The following is a 15,620-nucleotide window of genomic DNA, read 5'->3' as shown; positions in this document are numbered from 1 at the left end:
CCGTTCTCATCTGCAAAAAATCAGGGAGGCCGTACGGCCTCCCCGATTTTTGCCTGCTATTCCGTATTGCTGAGGATCTCGTTGTGCTTATCCACCACACTGATGGACAGTTCGCGCCAGTCTGCGGTATCCGGCATATCCTGCAGCCGCAGCAGCCAGGGCGCAAGATATTCCGTCTCCAGCTGTCTGCCGTCCTCCGTCACCACACAGTAGGGGGTGAAGTTCTCTCCCAGGATGTACCAGGTCTCCCCCTGCTGCTTCATACCGGTGATCCGGATGGGCACCATGCCCATTTTCATTTCCGTGGGTTCATACCGGCCCTGGTCCTCATACAGATAACCGCTCCCGTACAGGGCGTCATACTGCAGGAGACGCAGATTCGCCCGGTAGGTGGGCTCCTCCCGGAACGTCTGCTGGAACTGATTCATCAGCCCCGTGGTGATCCCCAGCCGCTCCAGCACGGCCGCCGACAGCTGATAGGCCGCCAGGGGCTCATCCTGCTGCTCCAGGCCGAAGTTGTCCCAGATGATGTACTCTGTCCGGTAGAGGCTGCTGCTCTCCATGTCCTCAGCCTCCAGATTCAGCGCCGGCAGATGGTCGCCGTAAAGGACCAGCACGGTCCGCTCGTCCCGCTGGGACAGCTCCTCGATCAGCTCTCCCACAAAGGCGTCCATTTCGTGGACTTGATTGACATAATACTCCATGGCATAGCGGTATTCCTCATCAGGACAGGCCTCCACTGTAATGGCCGGATCCTGCAGCTTCTGCTCCATGGGATATTTGCCGTGTCCCTGCACAGACACCGTGAACACCAGGTCTGCCTGGTCCTCCGTCACATCCAGCGCCTGGAGGATCTGATCTTTCAGCACGCCGTCCTTGGCCCAGTTGGTGGGGGTCTTCGCAACTGTGGGCATATACTCCAGGGCGGTGAAATCGTCAAAGCCCAGGTTCGGATAGACCTCGTTCCGGCTGTAGAATGCCGCCCGGTGGTTGTGGATGGCGTGGGTGGCATAGCCGTTGGCCTTCAGGTCAAAGGCCACAGACTCCACGGTCTGGTCCGTCAGGCATGTCTGGAAGGGATACTCGCCCGGCCCGAAAAACCGGGAACTCATGCCGGTGAGGACCTCAAATTCCGTATTGGCCGTTCCTGCGCCCACCACCGGCACAGTCAGGTAGCCGGAGGTATACTGCTCCTTCAGTGCCGTCCAGTTGGGCACCGGGTCCTCTGACAGCTCCAGGCCCTGCACCATGGAGGGATCGATATAAGACTCCAGCTGGATGAAGATGACGTTCACATCCGTCTGGGGCACTGCCGTCGAGGCCGCCGTCTTTTCCTCCACCTGCTGGCGGATCTTCTCCACCGTTGTCCGGCTGTAATTGTCCGGGCGGCGGATGCCCCGGTTCAGCCAGGTCTGCAGGAAGCAGTAGGAAAAGCCATAGTCCTCATAGGCAAAGGCCAGATTCGCGAACTGATTGGACAGGTCTCCCGTGGCGAATGCCGCGGCGCAGGCGCCGCCCGTCAGCGTGCCGGAGACCGCCAGGGCCGCCACACCGGTGAGAAAGCGCGTCCGCGCAGGCTGGGTGCTGCGGGGCCCCTTCCAGAACAGCAGGATCAGGCCGATGGCCACAGCCGCCAGCGCCGAGACCAGCAGGATGATGTACCCGGTGGAGAGATAGTTCGGCACGGTGTCCAGTCCCGTCTCGAACACCGTCAGATCCGCCACCGTGAAGGGCGTCATCCGGTTGAGCAGAATGAAGCCGTTCACACCGCCGCAGACCAGCCACAAAAATGCGACCAGTGCGCACCAGAAGACCCTCCGCCGCAGGAAGAACGCCGGGACCAGCGTCACCAGCACGATCAATACATTGACAAGCATCGCCAGGGGATCCTGGGAGAGAAAATTCCAAAAGCCGGTCAGGCCCTCCGTAAAGCTCTTGTGATTGAACAGCTCCACCACGATCGTGACCAGCAGGGCCAGCAGGGGGAGATACAGGAACGCATAGCGTTCCTGTGGATGCCATTTGGCATCCACGGCCGCCGGCTGAGATGTCTGTTGCATGGTGATGACCTTCTTTCTATACATGGCCCTTTATTATAGCTTGTTTTTCTCCCGGATTCCATGAACTTTTTGCGAATTTTTTTCAATTTTTTAACGGAACTTTCATGTAATTTGAAGAATCCTTTCCATCTGTTCCGTATAGATGGCATACGGGAGGAAGAGGTTCTTGACAAGCCGTTCCTTTCGTATTATTGTATTATTTAAATAATACAGCGAGAGGAGCGATCATCATGCAGCGATCAACTTTCCTTCGGAGGACCGGCGGACTGGCTCTGTCCGCCGCGCTGGCCCTTGGGGCGTGTGCCCAGGCCGCAGAACCGGCCCTGTCTCCGGCAGATGCCAGGCAGCAGGACCTGGATGTGCTCTATCGATCTCTGGTCCAGTATCATCCGGATCTGTTTGCCAACACACCGGAGGCGGATTTTCTGGCCCGGAAGGCGGAGATCGAAGCCCGGCTTGCCGGAGAGAGCGACGTGGACTTTTCCTTGGACCTCCAGAGCCTGGCGGCCCTGGCAGGGGACTCCCACACCCAGGTGTCCCTAAACGCGGTGGCGAACCAGGTGCGCTTCTACCCGATGGTCCTCACCTGGTACGACGGCCACTGGTATCTCACCACGGCGGAGCAAGCCCATGGGGACCTACTGGGCTCGGAGGTCACCGCCGTCAATGGCCATTCTATGGAGGCGGTGCTGGAGTCCTTCTCCGCTCTGTTGAGTGCTGACAACCCGGTGAAGCTCCGGCGGCAGTACCGGCAGAGCTGCAACGTGGCGGACCTGTATGAGTATGTGGGCCTGGTTCCGGAGGGCGGCGATCTGGAGCTGACCCTGGCGGGCGGGCCGGTCCTGGCGGTGGAGCCGGTGGACGCGGCGGCGCTGGGGTCTGTCTCCCTGGCCCGGCTGTCGGATCAAATCACCGTCTCCCCGGCCACCGCCGCCACAGAGGACTCCTACTGGAGTGCTCCGCTGAATGATGTCACCTATTACATTCAGTACAACACCTGCCGGGAGGACCCGGAGCTGCCCATGGAGACCTTCGCCGCTCAGGTGCAGACAGATCTGGACGCTGGCGATTACAGCCGGGTCCTGCTGGATCTGCGGAACAACGGCGGCGGGTCTGACGGCGTGATCTGGCCCCTGCTGGCCGTGCTGCGGCAGGAGATGGATGACGGGGCCCAGCTGGTGGGGCTCATCGGGGAGACCACCTTCTCCTCCGCCGTCATCAACGCCGTGAAGCTGCAGGAGATGGGCGCCGTACTGGTGGGAGAGCCTGCCAGCGGCAGCGTGGACCACTTCGGCTCCGTGGGCTCCTTCGCCCTGCCCAACTCCGGGGTCCAGGTGGGCGTGTCCACCAAGTACATCGATCTGGGCACCCTGCTGGATGCCGACGCTGGCCGGGGCGTGGAGTCCCTGGAGCCGGATGTGACGGTCCCCCAGACCATGGCGGACACGCTGGCTGACCGGGACACCGCTGTGGAGTGGCTGCTGGACCACCCGGAGCAGCTGGAGCAGCGTGCATATCCCGACGCGCCTCTGACCCGGGGCCGGTTCGTGGGCCTGCTGTATGAGGCGGCCGGGTCCCCCGCCCCGTCGGAAGCCGCCGGTTTTGGGGACCTGCTGGGCGTGGAGTGGTATCTGCCCGCGGTGAATTGGGCCGCGGAGGCCGGCGTCACCGGCGGCACCGCCGACGGGACCTTTGCCGCCGCCCGTCCCCTCACCTGGCAGGAGGCCGCCGTGTTCCTGGTCCGTACTGCGGACGCGCTGGGACTGGAGCCGGAGGCGGTCCGCACCGCTCCCCTGCCCGACGGGCTGACGGCGGGCGCCTGGGATCCGGATGCTCTGGCACGGGCCTGGCGCTGGGGCCTGCTGCCGGAAGCCGCAGGCGCCTCTGCCGGGATCACCCGGGCCCAGGGCGCCGCCATGGCGGATCGTCTCCAGGCCCTGCTGTAATCCTCAAAATGTTCCAAGAGCCCCCGGATGCCGCAGCGTCCGGGGGCCTTTTATCAGATCTCTGACGAAAAAAAGACCGCGGGAAAATCCCGCGGTCCTTTTGTGCTTGGAAGGGATCTCGCTTACTCGCTGTACATGGCCTTCAGCTTCAGCAGGTGCTGATAGCGGTCCATGGCAGCCTTCTCGTTGCGCTGGAACAGCTCGCTGGCGCGGTCGGGGAACTCGCGGGTCAGCCGGCTGTACCGGGCCTCGTTCATCAGGAACTCCTGATAGCCGCCAGCGGGTTCCTTGGAGTCCAGGGTGAACTTGCCGCCCTTGTCGTCGGGCTGGAAGCGGAACAGGTTCCAGTAGCCGCACTCCACAGCCTTCTTCATCTCGTGCTGGCAGTTCATCATGCCGCCCTTGATGGAGTGCATCTCGCAGGGAGCGTAGCCGATGATCAGGGACGGGCCGTGATAGGCCTCGGCCTCCTGAATGGCCTTCAGGGTCTGGGCGGGGTTGGCGCCCATGGCCACCTGGGCCACGTAGACGTAGCCGTAGCTCATGGCGATCTCCGCCAGGGACTTCTTCTTGGTCTCCTTGCCGGAGGCGGCGAACTGGGCCACCTGGCCGATGTTGGAGGCCTTGGAGGCCTGGCCGCCGGTGTTGGAGTACACCTCGGTATCGAAGACGAAGACATTCACATCGTTGCCGGAGGCCAGGACGTGATCCAGGCCGCCGAAGCCGATGTCGTAAGCCCAGCCGTCGCCGCCGAAGATCCACATGGACTTCTTGGACAGGAACTCCTTGTCCGCCAGGATCTCAGCGACCAGCTTGCAGGCGTCGCAGTCGCAGAACTGCTTGCCGGCGGCCTTCAGCTCCTTGCCGTGGGCCTCAAATTCGGGCTTGCCGCTGGCGATGAGCTCGTCCACGGTGCAGATGCCCTTCTCCAGAGCGGCGATATAGGCCTTGGAGGCCTCGCCGTTGGCGGCGCCGTCCTCCATGGTATCCAGCCACTTCTGGCCGGCTTCCTTGATCTCGGCGGTGGACCAGGACAGCGCGATCAGCTGACGGGTCAGGTCTGCCAGACGGCTGCGGGTGGCCTGCTGGCCCAGATACATACCCAGGCCGTGCTCGGCGTTATCCTCGAACAGGGAGTTGGACCAGGCGGGGCCGTGGCCGTCCTTGTTGGTGCAGTAGGGAGAGGTGGCAGCCGGACCGCCCCAGATGGAGGAGCAGCCGGTGGCGTTGGAGATGTACATCCGGTCGCCGAACAGCTGGGTGATCAGGCGGGCATAGCTGGTCTCGGCGCAGCCGGCGCAGGAGCCGGAGAACTCCAGCATGGGCTGGCGGAACTGGCTGCCCTTGACGGTGTTGTCCTGCATGTCCTTCTTCTCGGACACGCTGGCCACGCAGTAGTTGAAGACGTCCTGCTGGGCGGCCTCGTCCTCCTGCGGGACCATGGTCAGGGCGTTCACCGGGCACTGGCCCACGCACACGGCGCAGCCCATGCAGTCCAGCGGGCTGATGGCCATGGTGTACTTGTACACGCCCTTGCCCTTGCCGGCCTTCACGTCCACGATCTTGGCGGCGGCGGGGGCGTTCTTGGCCTCCTCCTCCGTCAGAGCGAAGGGACGGATGGTGGCGTGGGGGCAGACATAGGCGCAGTTGTTGCACTGGATGCACTTGGTGGCATCCCAGGTGGGCACAGACACGGCCACGCCGCGCTTCTCATAGGCGGCGGCGCCCAGCTCGAACTGGCCGTCCACGTGCTTGACGAAGGCGGACACGGGCAGGCTGTCGCCGTCCATGCGGCCCACGGGATCCAGGATCGTGGAGACCTGCTCCACCAGAGCGGCGGGACCCTCGTGCTTGACGGCCTCGGTCTCATCCACGGCGTTGGCCCAGTCGGCGGGCACGTCGAACTTCTTGTAGGCAGTGGCGCCGGCATCGATGGCCTTGTGGTTCATGTCCACGATGTCCTGGCCCTTCTTCAGGTAGGAGTGGGTGGCGGCATCCTTCATGTACTGGATGGCCTCGCTCTCGGGCATGACCTTGGCCAGAGAGAAGAAGGCGGACTGGAGGATGGTGTTGGTCCGCTTGCCCATGCCGATCTCCTTGGCCAGATCGATGGCATCGATGGTGTAGACCTGGATGTTGTTCTTGGCGATGTACCGCTTGGAGGCAGCGTCCAGGTGGTGGCTCAGCTCCTCATCGCTCCACTGGCAGTTGATCAGGAAGGTGCCGCCGGGCTTCACGTCCCGGACGATGGGGAAGTGCTTGGTGATGTAGGCAGGCACATGGCAGGCCACGAAGTCGGCCTTGTTGATGTAGTAAGAGGACTTGATGGGGGAGTCACCGAAGCGCAGGTGGCTGATGGTGACGCCGCCGGTCTTCTTGGAGTCGTACTGGAAGTACGCCTGGACATACTTGTCGGTGTGGTCGCCGATGATCTTGATGGAGTTCTTGTTGGCGCCCACGGTGCCGTCGCCGCCCAGGCCCCAGAACTTGCACTCGATGGTGCCGGCGGGAGCCACGCTGGGAGCGGGCTTCTCCTCCAGGCTCAGGTTGGTCACATCGTCCACGATGCCGATGGTGAACTCGCGCTTCATGGCGTCCTTCTTCAGCTCGTCATACACGGCGAAGACGGAGGCGGGCGGGGTGTCCTTGCTGCCCAGGCCGTAACGGCCGCCGATCACCTGGATGTCGGTCCGGCCGGCGTTGGCCAGAGCGGTGACCACGTCCATGTACAGGGGCTCGCCCTGGGAGCCGGGCTCCTTGGTGCGGTCCAGCACGGCGATCTTCTTGCAGGTGGCGGGGATGGCGGCCAGGAGCTTGTCCGCGCGCCAGGGCCGATACAGACGGACCTTGATGAGGCCCACCTTCTCGCCGTTGGCGTTCAGGTAGTCGATGACCTCCTCGGCCACGTCGCAGATGGAGCCCATGGCGATGATCACACGGTCCGCGTCGGCGGCGCCGTAGTAGTTGAACAGCTGATAGTCGGTGCCCAGCTTCTCGTTGATCTTGCCCATGTACTTCTCCACCACGTCGGGCAGAGCGTTGTAGTAGCTGTTGCAGGCCTCACGATGCTGGAAGAAGATGTCGCCGTTCTCGTGGGAGCCCCGCATGTTGGGCCGCTCGGGATTCAGGGCGTGCTTGCGGAACGCCGCCACGGCGTCCATGTCGCACATCTCCTTCAGGTCGTCGTAATCCCACACGGCGACCTTCTGGATCTCGTGAGAGGTGCGGAAGCCGTCGAAGAAGTTCAGGAAGGGAACGCGGCCCTCGATGGCGGCCAGATGGGCCACGGGCGCCAGGTCCATGACCTCCTGCACGTTGCCCTCGCACAGCATGGCGAAGCCGGTCTGGCGGCAGGCCATGACGTCGGAGTGATCGCCGAAGATGTTCAGGGCGTGGGTGGACACGGTCCGGGCGGACACGTGGAACACGCAGGGCAGCAGCTCGCCGGCGATCTTGTACATGTTGGGGATCATCAGCAGCAGGCCCTGAGACGCCGTGTAGGTGGTGGTCAGCGCGCCGGCGGCCAGGGAGCCGTGGACCGTGCCGGAGGCACCTGCCTCAGACTGCATTTCGACGACCTTGACGGTGGTGCCGAAAATGTTCTTCTGACCAGCGGCGGACCACTGGTCGACCAAGTCTGCCATGGGAGAGGACGGGGTGATGGGATAGATCCCCGCCACTTCGGTAAACGCATAGCTGACATACGCAGCTGCGTTGTTACCGTCCATGGACTTGAACTTTCTTGCCATAAACTTACCTCCTATAAATTGCCGCTCTCGTCGCGACATTTTATGCCAACATGAACACGGTCGCATTCCCCCGAACGCTCATGCGTTTATATTATATCACTTGAATTTTCCCATGTAAATAACCGCCTTGTTATTTTTTGCGCAAATTTTCGAATTTCTGCGGAAAGGACAAAGCTTCTCTGTTTTTTCGGCAGATTTTGAATCAGGGGGTTTTCTATTTGGTCATTTTGTGGTAAACTCTCTCTTGCGAAAACAGCACTTTTCGACAATTCGCAACGGGTCCTTCCGGCGGCGGACATCCAATCCCCGCCGAAACACTTTTGGAGGTGGTCTTCTCATGGTGGTGACGGTGCGCTCCCTGGGGCTGAACGGCATCGCGGGGTATGCGGTCAGTGCCGAGTGCTTTCTCTCCGGCGGCCTGCCCGCCTTTGACATTGTGGGCCTGCCGGACGCCGCCGTGCGGGAGGCCCGGGAGCGGGTCCGGGCGGCGGTGAAAAACTGCGGGGCCAAGTTCCCTGTCAGCCGGATCACCGTGAACCTGGCCCCGGCCGGGCAGAAAAAGGCCGGCACGGTCTACGACCTGCCTATCTTCGTGGGGATCCTGGCAGCCGCCCGAGAGCTGCCGCCGCCTCCGGCGGAGGCGGCGTTTCTCGGGGAGCTGTCCCTCACTGGGGCGCTGCGGGGCATCACCGGCGTGCTGCCCATGGCCCTGGCCGCCCGGGACGCCGGCGTCAAGGAGCTGTACGTCCCGGCGGAAAACGCCGCCGAGGCCACACTGGCGGACGGTCTCACCGTCTACGGCGTACCGGATGTGGGGGCTCTTGCCCGCCATCTGCGGGGAGAGGACCGCCTCTCCCCCGCCACGGCCTGGGTGCCGGAGGCGGACGAAGCCGCCGGCCCGGACCTGCGGGACGTGATGGGCCAGGAAAACGCCAGGCGGGCCCTGGAGATCGCCGCCGCGGGCGGCCACAACCTGCTGCTGATCGGCTCTCCCGGCGCCGGCAAGTCCATGCTGGCCAAGCGGCTGCCCTCCATCCTGCCGGACATGAGCCGGGAGGAGGCGCTGGAGGTCTCCGGCATCTGGTCCGTGGCGGGGCTGGCGGACCCGAAGCACCCCCTGCTGACCCGGCGGCCCTTCCGCGCTCCCCATCATACCGCCTCCGCCGCTGCCCTGGCCGGCGGCGGGCCCCTGCTGCGGCCGGGGGAGATCTCCCTTGCCCACAACGGTGTGCTGTTTCTGGACGAGCTGCCGGAGTTCCACCGGGATGTGCTGGAGACCCTGCGCCAGCCCCTGGAGGACGGCACCGTGACCGTGGCCCGCTCCGGCGGAACGCTGCACCTGCCGGCACGGTTCCAGCTGGTGTGCGCCATGAACCCCTGCCGGTGCGGCTGGCGGGGACACCCCTCGGGCCGGTGCACCTGCTCAGACCGGGAGGTGGCCAAGTACGTGGAAAAGATCTCCGGCCCCCTGCTGGACCGGATCGACCTCCACGTCAGCGTCCCCTCGGTGGACTACGCCTCCATGCGGCGGAAGGAGACGCCGGAGAGCTCCGCCGACGTGAAGCGCCGGGTGGACGCCGCCCGGGCCGTCCAGACCGCCCGCTTTGCCGGCACCGGCGTCACCTGCAATGCCTATATGCCCGCCCCCATGATCGGGGACTTCTGCCGCCTGGACAGCGCCGGGGACGCGCTGATGAAGTCCGCCTTCGAGCGGATGGGCCTCACCGCCCGGTCCCACGACCGCATCCTGCGGGTGGCCCGGACCATCGCGGACCTGGACAACGCGGAGGCCATCGGCCCGGAGCATCTGGCGGAGGCCATTCAATTCCGGAACACGGATATTCTCAAGGGATAAACAAACCAGGCGGCCCCGCCATGGGGCCGCCTGGTTCGCTTTTGTGGGAATAAGGCGTTCAGTGCCGGTTCCAGGCCAACAGGGCCGCCAGCAGCGGGTACATCTTCAAAATCCCCCTTCCAGCAGCTGCCGGGGCCGTACAGGCGGTCTCCCCGGTTTACCGGATGAAGTTGGTCATGGTGCGGGGGTGGGTCTCCGGCACGGGGATCTTGCTCTCCGCCAGGACCTTCACCATCCAGGCCATGTTGCGGCCCAGCTTGGCGGCCACCTCCATGCCCTCGGTGTCTCCCTGGACCTCGCCGGGGTCCGCGCCGTGGACTGCGCCCCAGTAGTCAGAGGTGACGATCACCATCTCCATGGCGTCCATGGTGCCCAGCAGCTGCTGGTACGTCTCCATGCCGCCGCTGCGGCGCAGGGTGCACAGGGCGCCGCCCACCTTGTGGTGGAGCTGGTTCACACCGCAGCCCGCCGCCAGCATCAGCCGGTCCAGCACACACTTCATGCCCCCGGCGATGCCGCCGTGGTACACGGGCGCGGCCAGCAGGATGCCGTCCGCCTCGATGCAGGCGGCGATGATGTCGTTGACCATGTCGTCGGTCTGGACGCACCGGAGGCTGCCGGTGTTCAGGCAGTGGTAGCAGGCCAGGCAGGGATGGACCTTTGCGCCGGGCTGGAACACCTGGAACTCCACGCCGGCGGCCTCCACCTCCCGCCGGGCCACCTCCAGCACCTGGGCGGTATTGCCGTTCTTTCTGGGACTGCCGTTGATGGCCACGATCTTCATAAACTTCCCCTCCATGATTTGGTTTCCCCTGGATGTGTCTTTATTATAGCAGAGGCCCCGCGCCGGGACAACCCCCGCCCAGGCGGGAGGCGGAAAACGCCCCTTGCGGGGCGGGGGAAAATCCGGTATGATGGGGATGAAATGATTTGGCGCCGTTCCGGCGCGGGAGGGGGATTGCACAATGGGCTTTCTCAATAAAAAACCAATTATGAAAACCGAGGGCTTTCATCTGATCGATCTGAACGAGGACAATGTCCAGGCCATCTTTGAGCGGTGCTTGATTACGGAGCAAACAACCGATACAATCGGTACTTCGATCATGGATGTGGAATTGGGTTTACTGAACAAACATATTCCCGTATTGTTTGACAAGAAGAAAATAGGACAAGAGAAAAAAGCCATTCAATATCTCTATGGCCAGCTTTTGAGCAGACACCAGGAAAAAAATTCTATTTCGTTGAATGAGGTATTCCAAAAATATAATGGGGAAACTTGGACAGAAAGCAATGGGGCCGTATTGAAATTTTTGCATTTGGGCAGTGCGACAACATCTATCATGCCATTTGACTGCCAGTCCAAGGCAGCCCCTCTCCCTTTTCTTTATCCCGCGACTCTCTCCCCGAAAGACCCGAACTTCCCGGCGTGGTGGGAGGCCCACAAGGTGGAGTGGGAAGACTAAGAAGATAAAAGTGAAAAGATAAAAGATAACCTTTATTTCCCGGCGAAGGGGTATCTCTTATCTTTTATCCCTGATCTTTTATCTCAACTCTCCACTCTTCACTCTCCACTCTCTGCATTCATCTTCCGGGCGGCAGATCACCGCCCCTACGCCGCATTCTGCAGAAATTCCTAATTCCTAACTCCTAATTCCTCATGAAAAAAGAGGCGCCGGCGGCGCCTCTTTTTTCTCAGTCGTATCTGTCGTTGTCGATGTCCCGGCTGAGGATGGTGCCGGTGACGGCGTCGATCTCAAAGTCATACTCGGTCCAGCCGTTGCGGATCTCCACCTCGTACTCCGCCCGGCCGTCGTCCCAGTCGAACTGGCACTTGTAAACGGTGGAGCCGCTGGGGCACTCCGCCAGGGCGATCTGCTGGGCCCGCTCCGCGGTGATGTAGTTGCCGCTGGAGGCGCTGCCGGAGGAGACGTTGGCGGGACGGTTGGTGCTGGTGCCGCTGTTCCAGATCTGGAAGTCCTCCAGATCCCGGTCAGAGCTGAGGATGGCGCCGGTGACCGCGTCGATGTCGTAGTCGTACTCCGTATTTCCGCTGTAGAACTCCACCTCGTACTTCATGCGGCCGTCGTCCCAGTCCAGGTTGGCCCGCAGGAACACGGCGGCAGACTCTTTCACGCCGGCGTCGTTCAGGGCGATCTGCTTGGCCCGGTCGGCACTGATATAGTCGCCGGAGGCGGCGGTGGAGCCCTGCTGGCTGGCGGTGCGGTCCGCAGTGGTCAGCACCACAGTACGGGTAGCGGAGTTGAAGGACACATCCATACCCATGGCCTCACTGATGGCCCGGACGGGAACGTAGGTGGTGCCGTTGTACAGGAACACGGAGACCTCCTTGCCGTCGGCGTCCCGGGGGGTGAATTTTGCGCCGTTGAGGGTGATGCCGACGCCGTCCTCCACCTGAATGCTGCGGCGGGAGGTGGCCGTGGCCGTGACGCCCAGCGCCACGATCAGGACCGTCAGGATCAAGCCGGAGCCGAAGCCCTTCCAGAAACCGTTCTTCTTCATCGTTCATTCTCCTTTTCAAAAGTCTGCTGTCGGCGGGTCTCTCCCGCCCCTTCTGCACCATTAACGGCGGCGGCAGAGGTTTTATTGCACCGGCCGGAAAATTTTTTTATTTTTTTGCACCGCCGGTCCTTCCCCGCAAAACAGGCTTTCTATTCCCGGGAAAATGCGCTATAATAGGGGCCGATATTCCAAAATCTTCTGATATGGAGGTCCGTTATGATGAACGCTTCCCCTGCCCCGCAGGAGATCTTTTTGCTGAAACTGGGCGAGGTGGTCCTGAAGGGACAGAATCGCCAGTCCTTTGAGGACAAGCTGCTGGCCAATGTCCGCCGCCGGGTGAAGAACTGCGGCAGCTTCCAGTGCTCCCTCCGCCAGAGCACCATCTACGTGGAGCCCCAGAGCGACGACTGCGACATGGAGGCCGCCTGGACCGCCTGCCGCCAGGTGTTCGGCATCGCCGCCGTGGCCCGTGCCGTGCCCTGTGAGAAAACGGTCCCCGCCATCGTGGAGACGGCCAGGGCCTATCTGGGCGGCGCCTTTGCCGCCGCGAAGAGCTTCAAGGTGGAGAGCAAGCGGGCGGACAAGACGTTCCCCATGAACTCCATCCAGCTGAGCCAGGCGGTGGGCGGCGACCTGGCGGAGCTGTTTCCCAACGTGGCGGTGGATGTCCACAGCCCGGACCTGACAGTGTTCGTGGAGATCCGGGAGAAGTACGCCTACGTCCACGCCCCCTCCGTCCCCGGTGCCGGCGGGCTGCCCATCGGCATGGGCGGCCGGGCGGTGAGCCTGCTGTCCGGCGGCATCGACTCTCCGGTGTCCTCCTGGATGATGGCCCGCCGGGGCGTGGAGCTGGAGATGGTCCACTTCGTCTCGCCGCCCTACACCTCCCAGCAGGCCCAGGACAAGGTGCTGGAGCTGGCCCGGCTGCTGACCGCCTGGACGGGGCGGCTGCTGGTCCACATCGTCCCCTTCACGGAGATCCAGGAGGAGATCCGGCGGAACTGCCCGGAGGAGTATTTCACCCTCATCATGCGCCGGTTCATGATGCGCATCGCCGAGGCCATCGCCAAGAAGGCCAATGCCGGCGCCCTGGTCACCGGCGAATCCCTGGGCCAGGTGGCCAGCCAGACCATGCTGGCCCTGGGCGTCACGGAGGACGTGACCACGCTGCCGGTGCTGCGGCCCCTGATCGGCATGGACAAGGTGGAGATCATCCGCATGTCCCGGGACATCGGGGTGTTCGAGACCTCCATCCTCCCCTATGAGGACTGCTGCACCGTGTTCACCCCCCGCCACCCCGCCACCCGGCCCCGGCTGGAGGACGTGCGGGCGGCGGAGTCCGCCCTGGACGTGGACGCCCTGGTCCAAAAGGCCCTCTCCGGCGAGACCTGGGTGCGGGTGAAGCCCACCGATGCGCCCCGGATCGGTTAAAAGTTAGGAGTTAGGAATGAGGAGTTAGGAGTTGAGGTGTCCGGCGGAGCCGGACGAATTGAAATTCGCCGCCGCAGGCGGCACATCAATTCCTAAATTCCTAATTTCTCATTCCTAATCGAACTCCTATCTCCTATCTTCTCACTCCTATCTGATGAAGCTCTCGTAATATTGAAAGGATGTGATCTGATGTCTCACACCGCCGAGATCATCGCCGTGGGCACCGAGATCCTGCTGGGCAACATCGCCAACACCGACGCCCAGATGCTCTCCCAGAGCCTGTCCACCCTGGGCATCAACGTCTTCTGGCACACTGTGGTGGGGGACAACCCCCAGCGGCTGCGCCAGGCGCTGGACATCGCCCGCCGCCGTGCGGACATCATCCTCACCACCGGCGGCCTGGGCCCCACCTATGACGACCTGACCAAGCAGACCATCTGTGAGGCCTTCGGGCAGAAGCTGGTGCTCCATACGGACATTCTGGCGGACATCCGGGCCTTTTATCAGTCCGCCCTCCACGTGCCCATGCCGGAGAACAACATCCAGCAGGCGGAGCTGCCGGAGGGCTGCACCGTATTCGACAACCCGGTGGGCACCGCCCCCGGCTGCGCCTTCGAGGCCGGCGGCGTCCATGTGCTGATGCTGCCCGGTCCGCCCCATGAGTGTGAGACCATGCTCCGCCGGTGTGTGGAGCCGTATCTCCGGGCCCTCTCCAGAGAGGTTATCGTCTCCCGCGACATCATGACCTTCGGCATGGGGGAGAGCTCCGTGGACCAGCTGCTCCACGACCGGATGGCCCACATGGTGAACCCGTCCCTCGCCACCTACGCCAAGCCCTGCGAGGTGCGGCTGCGGGCCACCGCCAAGGCTGCCAGCCAGGCAGAGGCAGAGGCCATGCTGGCCCCGGTGGTGGCGGAGGTCCGCTCCGCCCTGGGGGACGTGGTATACGGGGTGGACGTGAAAGATCTGGCGGAGGTCTGTTTCCATCTGCTGAAGGAGCGGGATCTCACCCTGGCCACCGCCGAGAGCTGCACCGGCGGCCGGGTGGCGGAGCGGATCACCGCCCTGCCCGGCGTCTCCAGCGTGTACCGGGGCGGCGTGGTCAGCTACTGGACCTCCGTCAAGGCCGATGTGCTGGGCGTTCCCCAGGCGATCCTGGACCAGCACGGCGCCGTGTCGGAGGAGACGGCCCGGGCCATGGCGGAGGGCGCCCGGCGGATCACAGGGGCAGACATCGGCGTGTCTGTCACCGGCGTGGCTGGCCCGGACCGGGACGAGCGGGACAATCCGGTGGGGCTGGTGTACATCGGTCTGGCCACGCCGGACGGCACCTTCTGCCGCCGGACGGACTCCGGCCGCCGCAGGCGGGACCGGATCCAGGATCTGGCCGCAAACCATGCCCTGGATGTGGTCCGTCGGTATCTCACCGGTCTGCCTATCGAACAGGGGCGCACCTGAGGCGGCCTGTGGCGCATATACTGGCCTAGCCTTTGAGAGAGGAGGCTTTTGTATATGCATCATTTCAAGGGGGACCCATGCTGTCCTCCGTGCTGTCCAATTCCCACTGTAACAGTAGGCAGCACCATCACCACACCGCCCGGTACCCGGGCCAGAGTGACCGCCTCGCCAACGCCCTGCGGTGTGGAGCTGGAATTTGCCATTCCCCGGGGAAAGCCCGGTCCAGAGGGCCCAGCCGGACCGCAGGGCGAACGGGGCCCCGCCGGACCGCAGGGCGAACAGGGCCCCGCCGGGCCGCAGGGCGAGCAGGGCCCCGCCGGGCCGCAGGGCGAGCAGGGCCCCGCCGGACCGCAGGGCGAGCAGGGGCCCGCCGGACCGCAGGGCGAGCAGGGGCCCGCCGGGCCGCAGGGCGAGCAGGGCCCCGCCGGGCCGCAGGGCGAACAGGGCCCCGCCGGACCGCAGGGTGAGCAGGGCCCCGCCGGACCGCAGGGTGAGCAGGGCCCCGCCGGACCGCAGGGCGAGCAGGGCCCCGCCGGACCGCAGGGCGAGCAGGGCCCCGCCGGACCGCAGGGCGAGCAGGGCCCCGCCGGACCGCAGGGCG

At 63.8% G+C, this 15,620-nt stretch carries 9 protein-coding genes; 5 read left to right on the top strand and 4 right to left on the bottom strand.

The genetic code is table 11. From position 1 onward, the window contains the following. Nucleotides 1-56: 56 nt before the first annotated feature. Nucleotides 57-2,060, bottom strand: coding sequence for an LTA synthase family protein (locus H9X91_RS09405; RefSeq protein WP_204804579.1), 2,004 nt, complete (start codon nucleotides 2,058-2,060; stop codon nucleotides 57-59). A gap of 230 nt (nucleotides 2,061-2,290) precedes the next feature. Here H9X91_RS09405 and H9X91_RS09400 point away from each other — a divergent pair, with 230 nt between their 5' ends. Further along, nucleotides 2,291-4,006: an S-layer homology domain-containing protein gene (locus H9X91_RS09400; RefSeq protein ID WP_204804578.1), complete on the top strand. Its 1,716-nt coding sequence runs from the start codon at nucleotides 2,291-2,293 to the stop codon at nucleotides 4,004-4,006. Between the two features lie 122 nt (nucleotides 4,007-4,128). Here the strand turns inward: H9X91_RS09400 and nifJ are convergent, their stop codons facing one another. Next, complete coding sequence (gene nifJ / locus H9X91_RS09395; protein WP_204804577.1) at nucleotides 4,129-7,755, bottom strand: pyruvate:ferredoxin (flavodoxin) oxidoreductase; 3,627 nt, start codon at nucleotides 7,753-7,755, stop codon at nucleotides 4,129-4,131. Between the two features lie 337 nt (nucleotides 7,756-8,092). On the opposite strand from nifJ, the gene H9X91_RS09390 reads away from it, so the two are divergent. Beyond that, entirely contained in the window at nucleotides 8,093-9,610 is a 1,518-nt protein-coding gene (locus H9X91_RS09390; RefSeq protein ID WP_204804576.1) for a YifB family Mg chelatase-like AAA ATPase, read from the top strand. Nucleotides 9,611-9,767: 157 nt separating this feature from the next. Here H9X91_RS09390 and H9X91_RS09385 read toward each other — a convergent pair whose 3' ends face one another. Then, nucleotides 9,768-10,394, bottom strand: coding sequence for a flavodoxin family protein (locus H9X91_RS09385; protein ID WP_204804574.1), 627 nt, complete (start codon nucleotides 10,392-10,394; stop codon nucleotides 9,768-9,770). A 181-nt stretch (nucleotides 10,395-10,575) separates the two neighbouring features. On the opposite strand from H9X91_RS09385, the gene H9X91_RS09380 reads away from it, so the two are divergent. Then, nucleotides 10,576-11,073 (top strand): hypothetical protein, encoded by a 498-nt coding sequence (locus tag H9X91_RS09380; protein WP_204804572.1) that lies wholly within the window; start codon nucleotides 10,576-10,578, stop codon nucleotides 11,071-11,073. Between the two features lie 229 nt (nucleotides 11,074-11,302). On the opposite strand, the gene H9X91_RS09375 is transcribed toward H9X91_RS09380, so the two are convergent. Further along, nucleotides 11,303-12,130, bottom strand: coding sequence for a PepSY domain-containing protein (locus tag H9X91_RS09375; protein ID WP_204804570.1), 828 nt, complete (start codon nucleotides 12,128-12,130; stop codon nucleotides 11,303-11,305). A gap of 216 nt (nucleotides 12,131-12,346) precedes the next feature. Between H9X91_RS09375 and thiI the strand changes: the two genes are divergently transcribed. Together thiI and H9X91_RS09365 are read left to right on the top strand one after the other, a co-directional pair. After that, the gene (gene thiI, locus H9X91_RS09370; RefSeq protein ID WP_243414513.1) at nucleotides 12,347-13,561 is read left to right on the top strand and encodes a tRNA uracil 4-sulfurtransferase ThiI; all 1,215 of its coding nucleotides are present in this window, start codon (nucleotides 12,347-12,349) and stop codon (nucleotides 13,559-13,561) included. Between the two features lie 189 nt (nucleotides 13,562-13,750). Beyond that, complete coding sequence (locus tag H9X91_RS09365; protein WP_204804568.1) at nucleotides 13,751-15,019, top strand: competence/damage-inducible protein A; 1,269 nt, start codon at nucleotides 13,751-13,753, stop codon at nucleotides 15,017-15,019. The last annotated feature ends 601 nt before the right edge of the window (nucleotides 15,020-15,620 follow it).

The organism is Oscillibacter valericigenes (assembly GCF_016902445.1).
Lineage (GTDB): Bacteria > Bacillota > Clostridia > Oscillospirales > Oscillospiraceae > Oscillibacter > Oscillibacter avistercoris.
The sequence above is the reverse complement of the archived record's forward strand: the minus strand, read 5'-3'. Positions and strand labels throughout refer to the sequence as shown.

Coding starts and splice junctions, on each gene's coding strand:
- H9X91_RS09405 (WP_204804579.1), bottom strand. CDS start 2,060: ATGCAACAGACATCTCAGCCGGCGGCCGTGGATGCCAAATGGCATCCA.
- H9X91_RS09400 (WP_204804578.1), top strand. CDS start 2,291: ATGCAGCGATCAACTTTCCTTCGGAGGACCGGCGGACTGGCTCTGTCC.
- nifJ (WP_204804577.1), bottom strand. CDS start 7,755: ATGGCAAGAAAGTTCAAGTCCATGGACGGTAACAACGCAGCTGCGTAT.
- H9X91_RS09390 (WP_204804576.1), top strand. CDS start 8,093: ATGGTGGTGACGGTGCGCTCCCTGGGGCTGAACGGCATCGCGGGGTAT.
- H9X91_RS09385 (WP_204804574.1), bottom strand. CDS start 10,394: ATGAAGATCGTGGCCATCAACGGCAGTCCCAGAAAGAACGGCAATACC.
- H9X91_RS09380 (WP_204804572.1), top strand. CDS start 10,576: ATGGGCTTTCTCAATAAAAAACCAATTATGAAAACCGAGGGCTTTCAT.
- H9X91_RS09375 (WP_204804570.1), bottom strand. CDS start 12,130: ATGAAGAAGAACGGTTTCTGGAAGGGCTTCGGCTCCGGCTTGATCCTG.
- thiI (WP_243414513.1), top strand. CDS start 12,347: ATGATGAACGCTTCCCCTGCCCCGCAGGAGATCTTTTTGCTGAAACTG.
- H9X91_RS09365 (WP_204804568.1), top strand. CDS start 13,751: ATGTCTCACACCGCCGAGATCATCGCCGTGGGCACCGAGATCCTGCTG.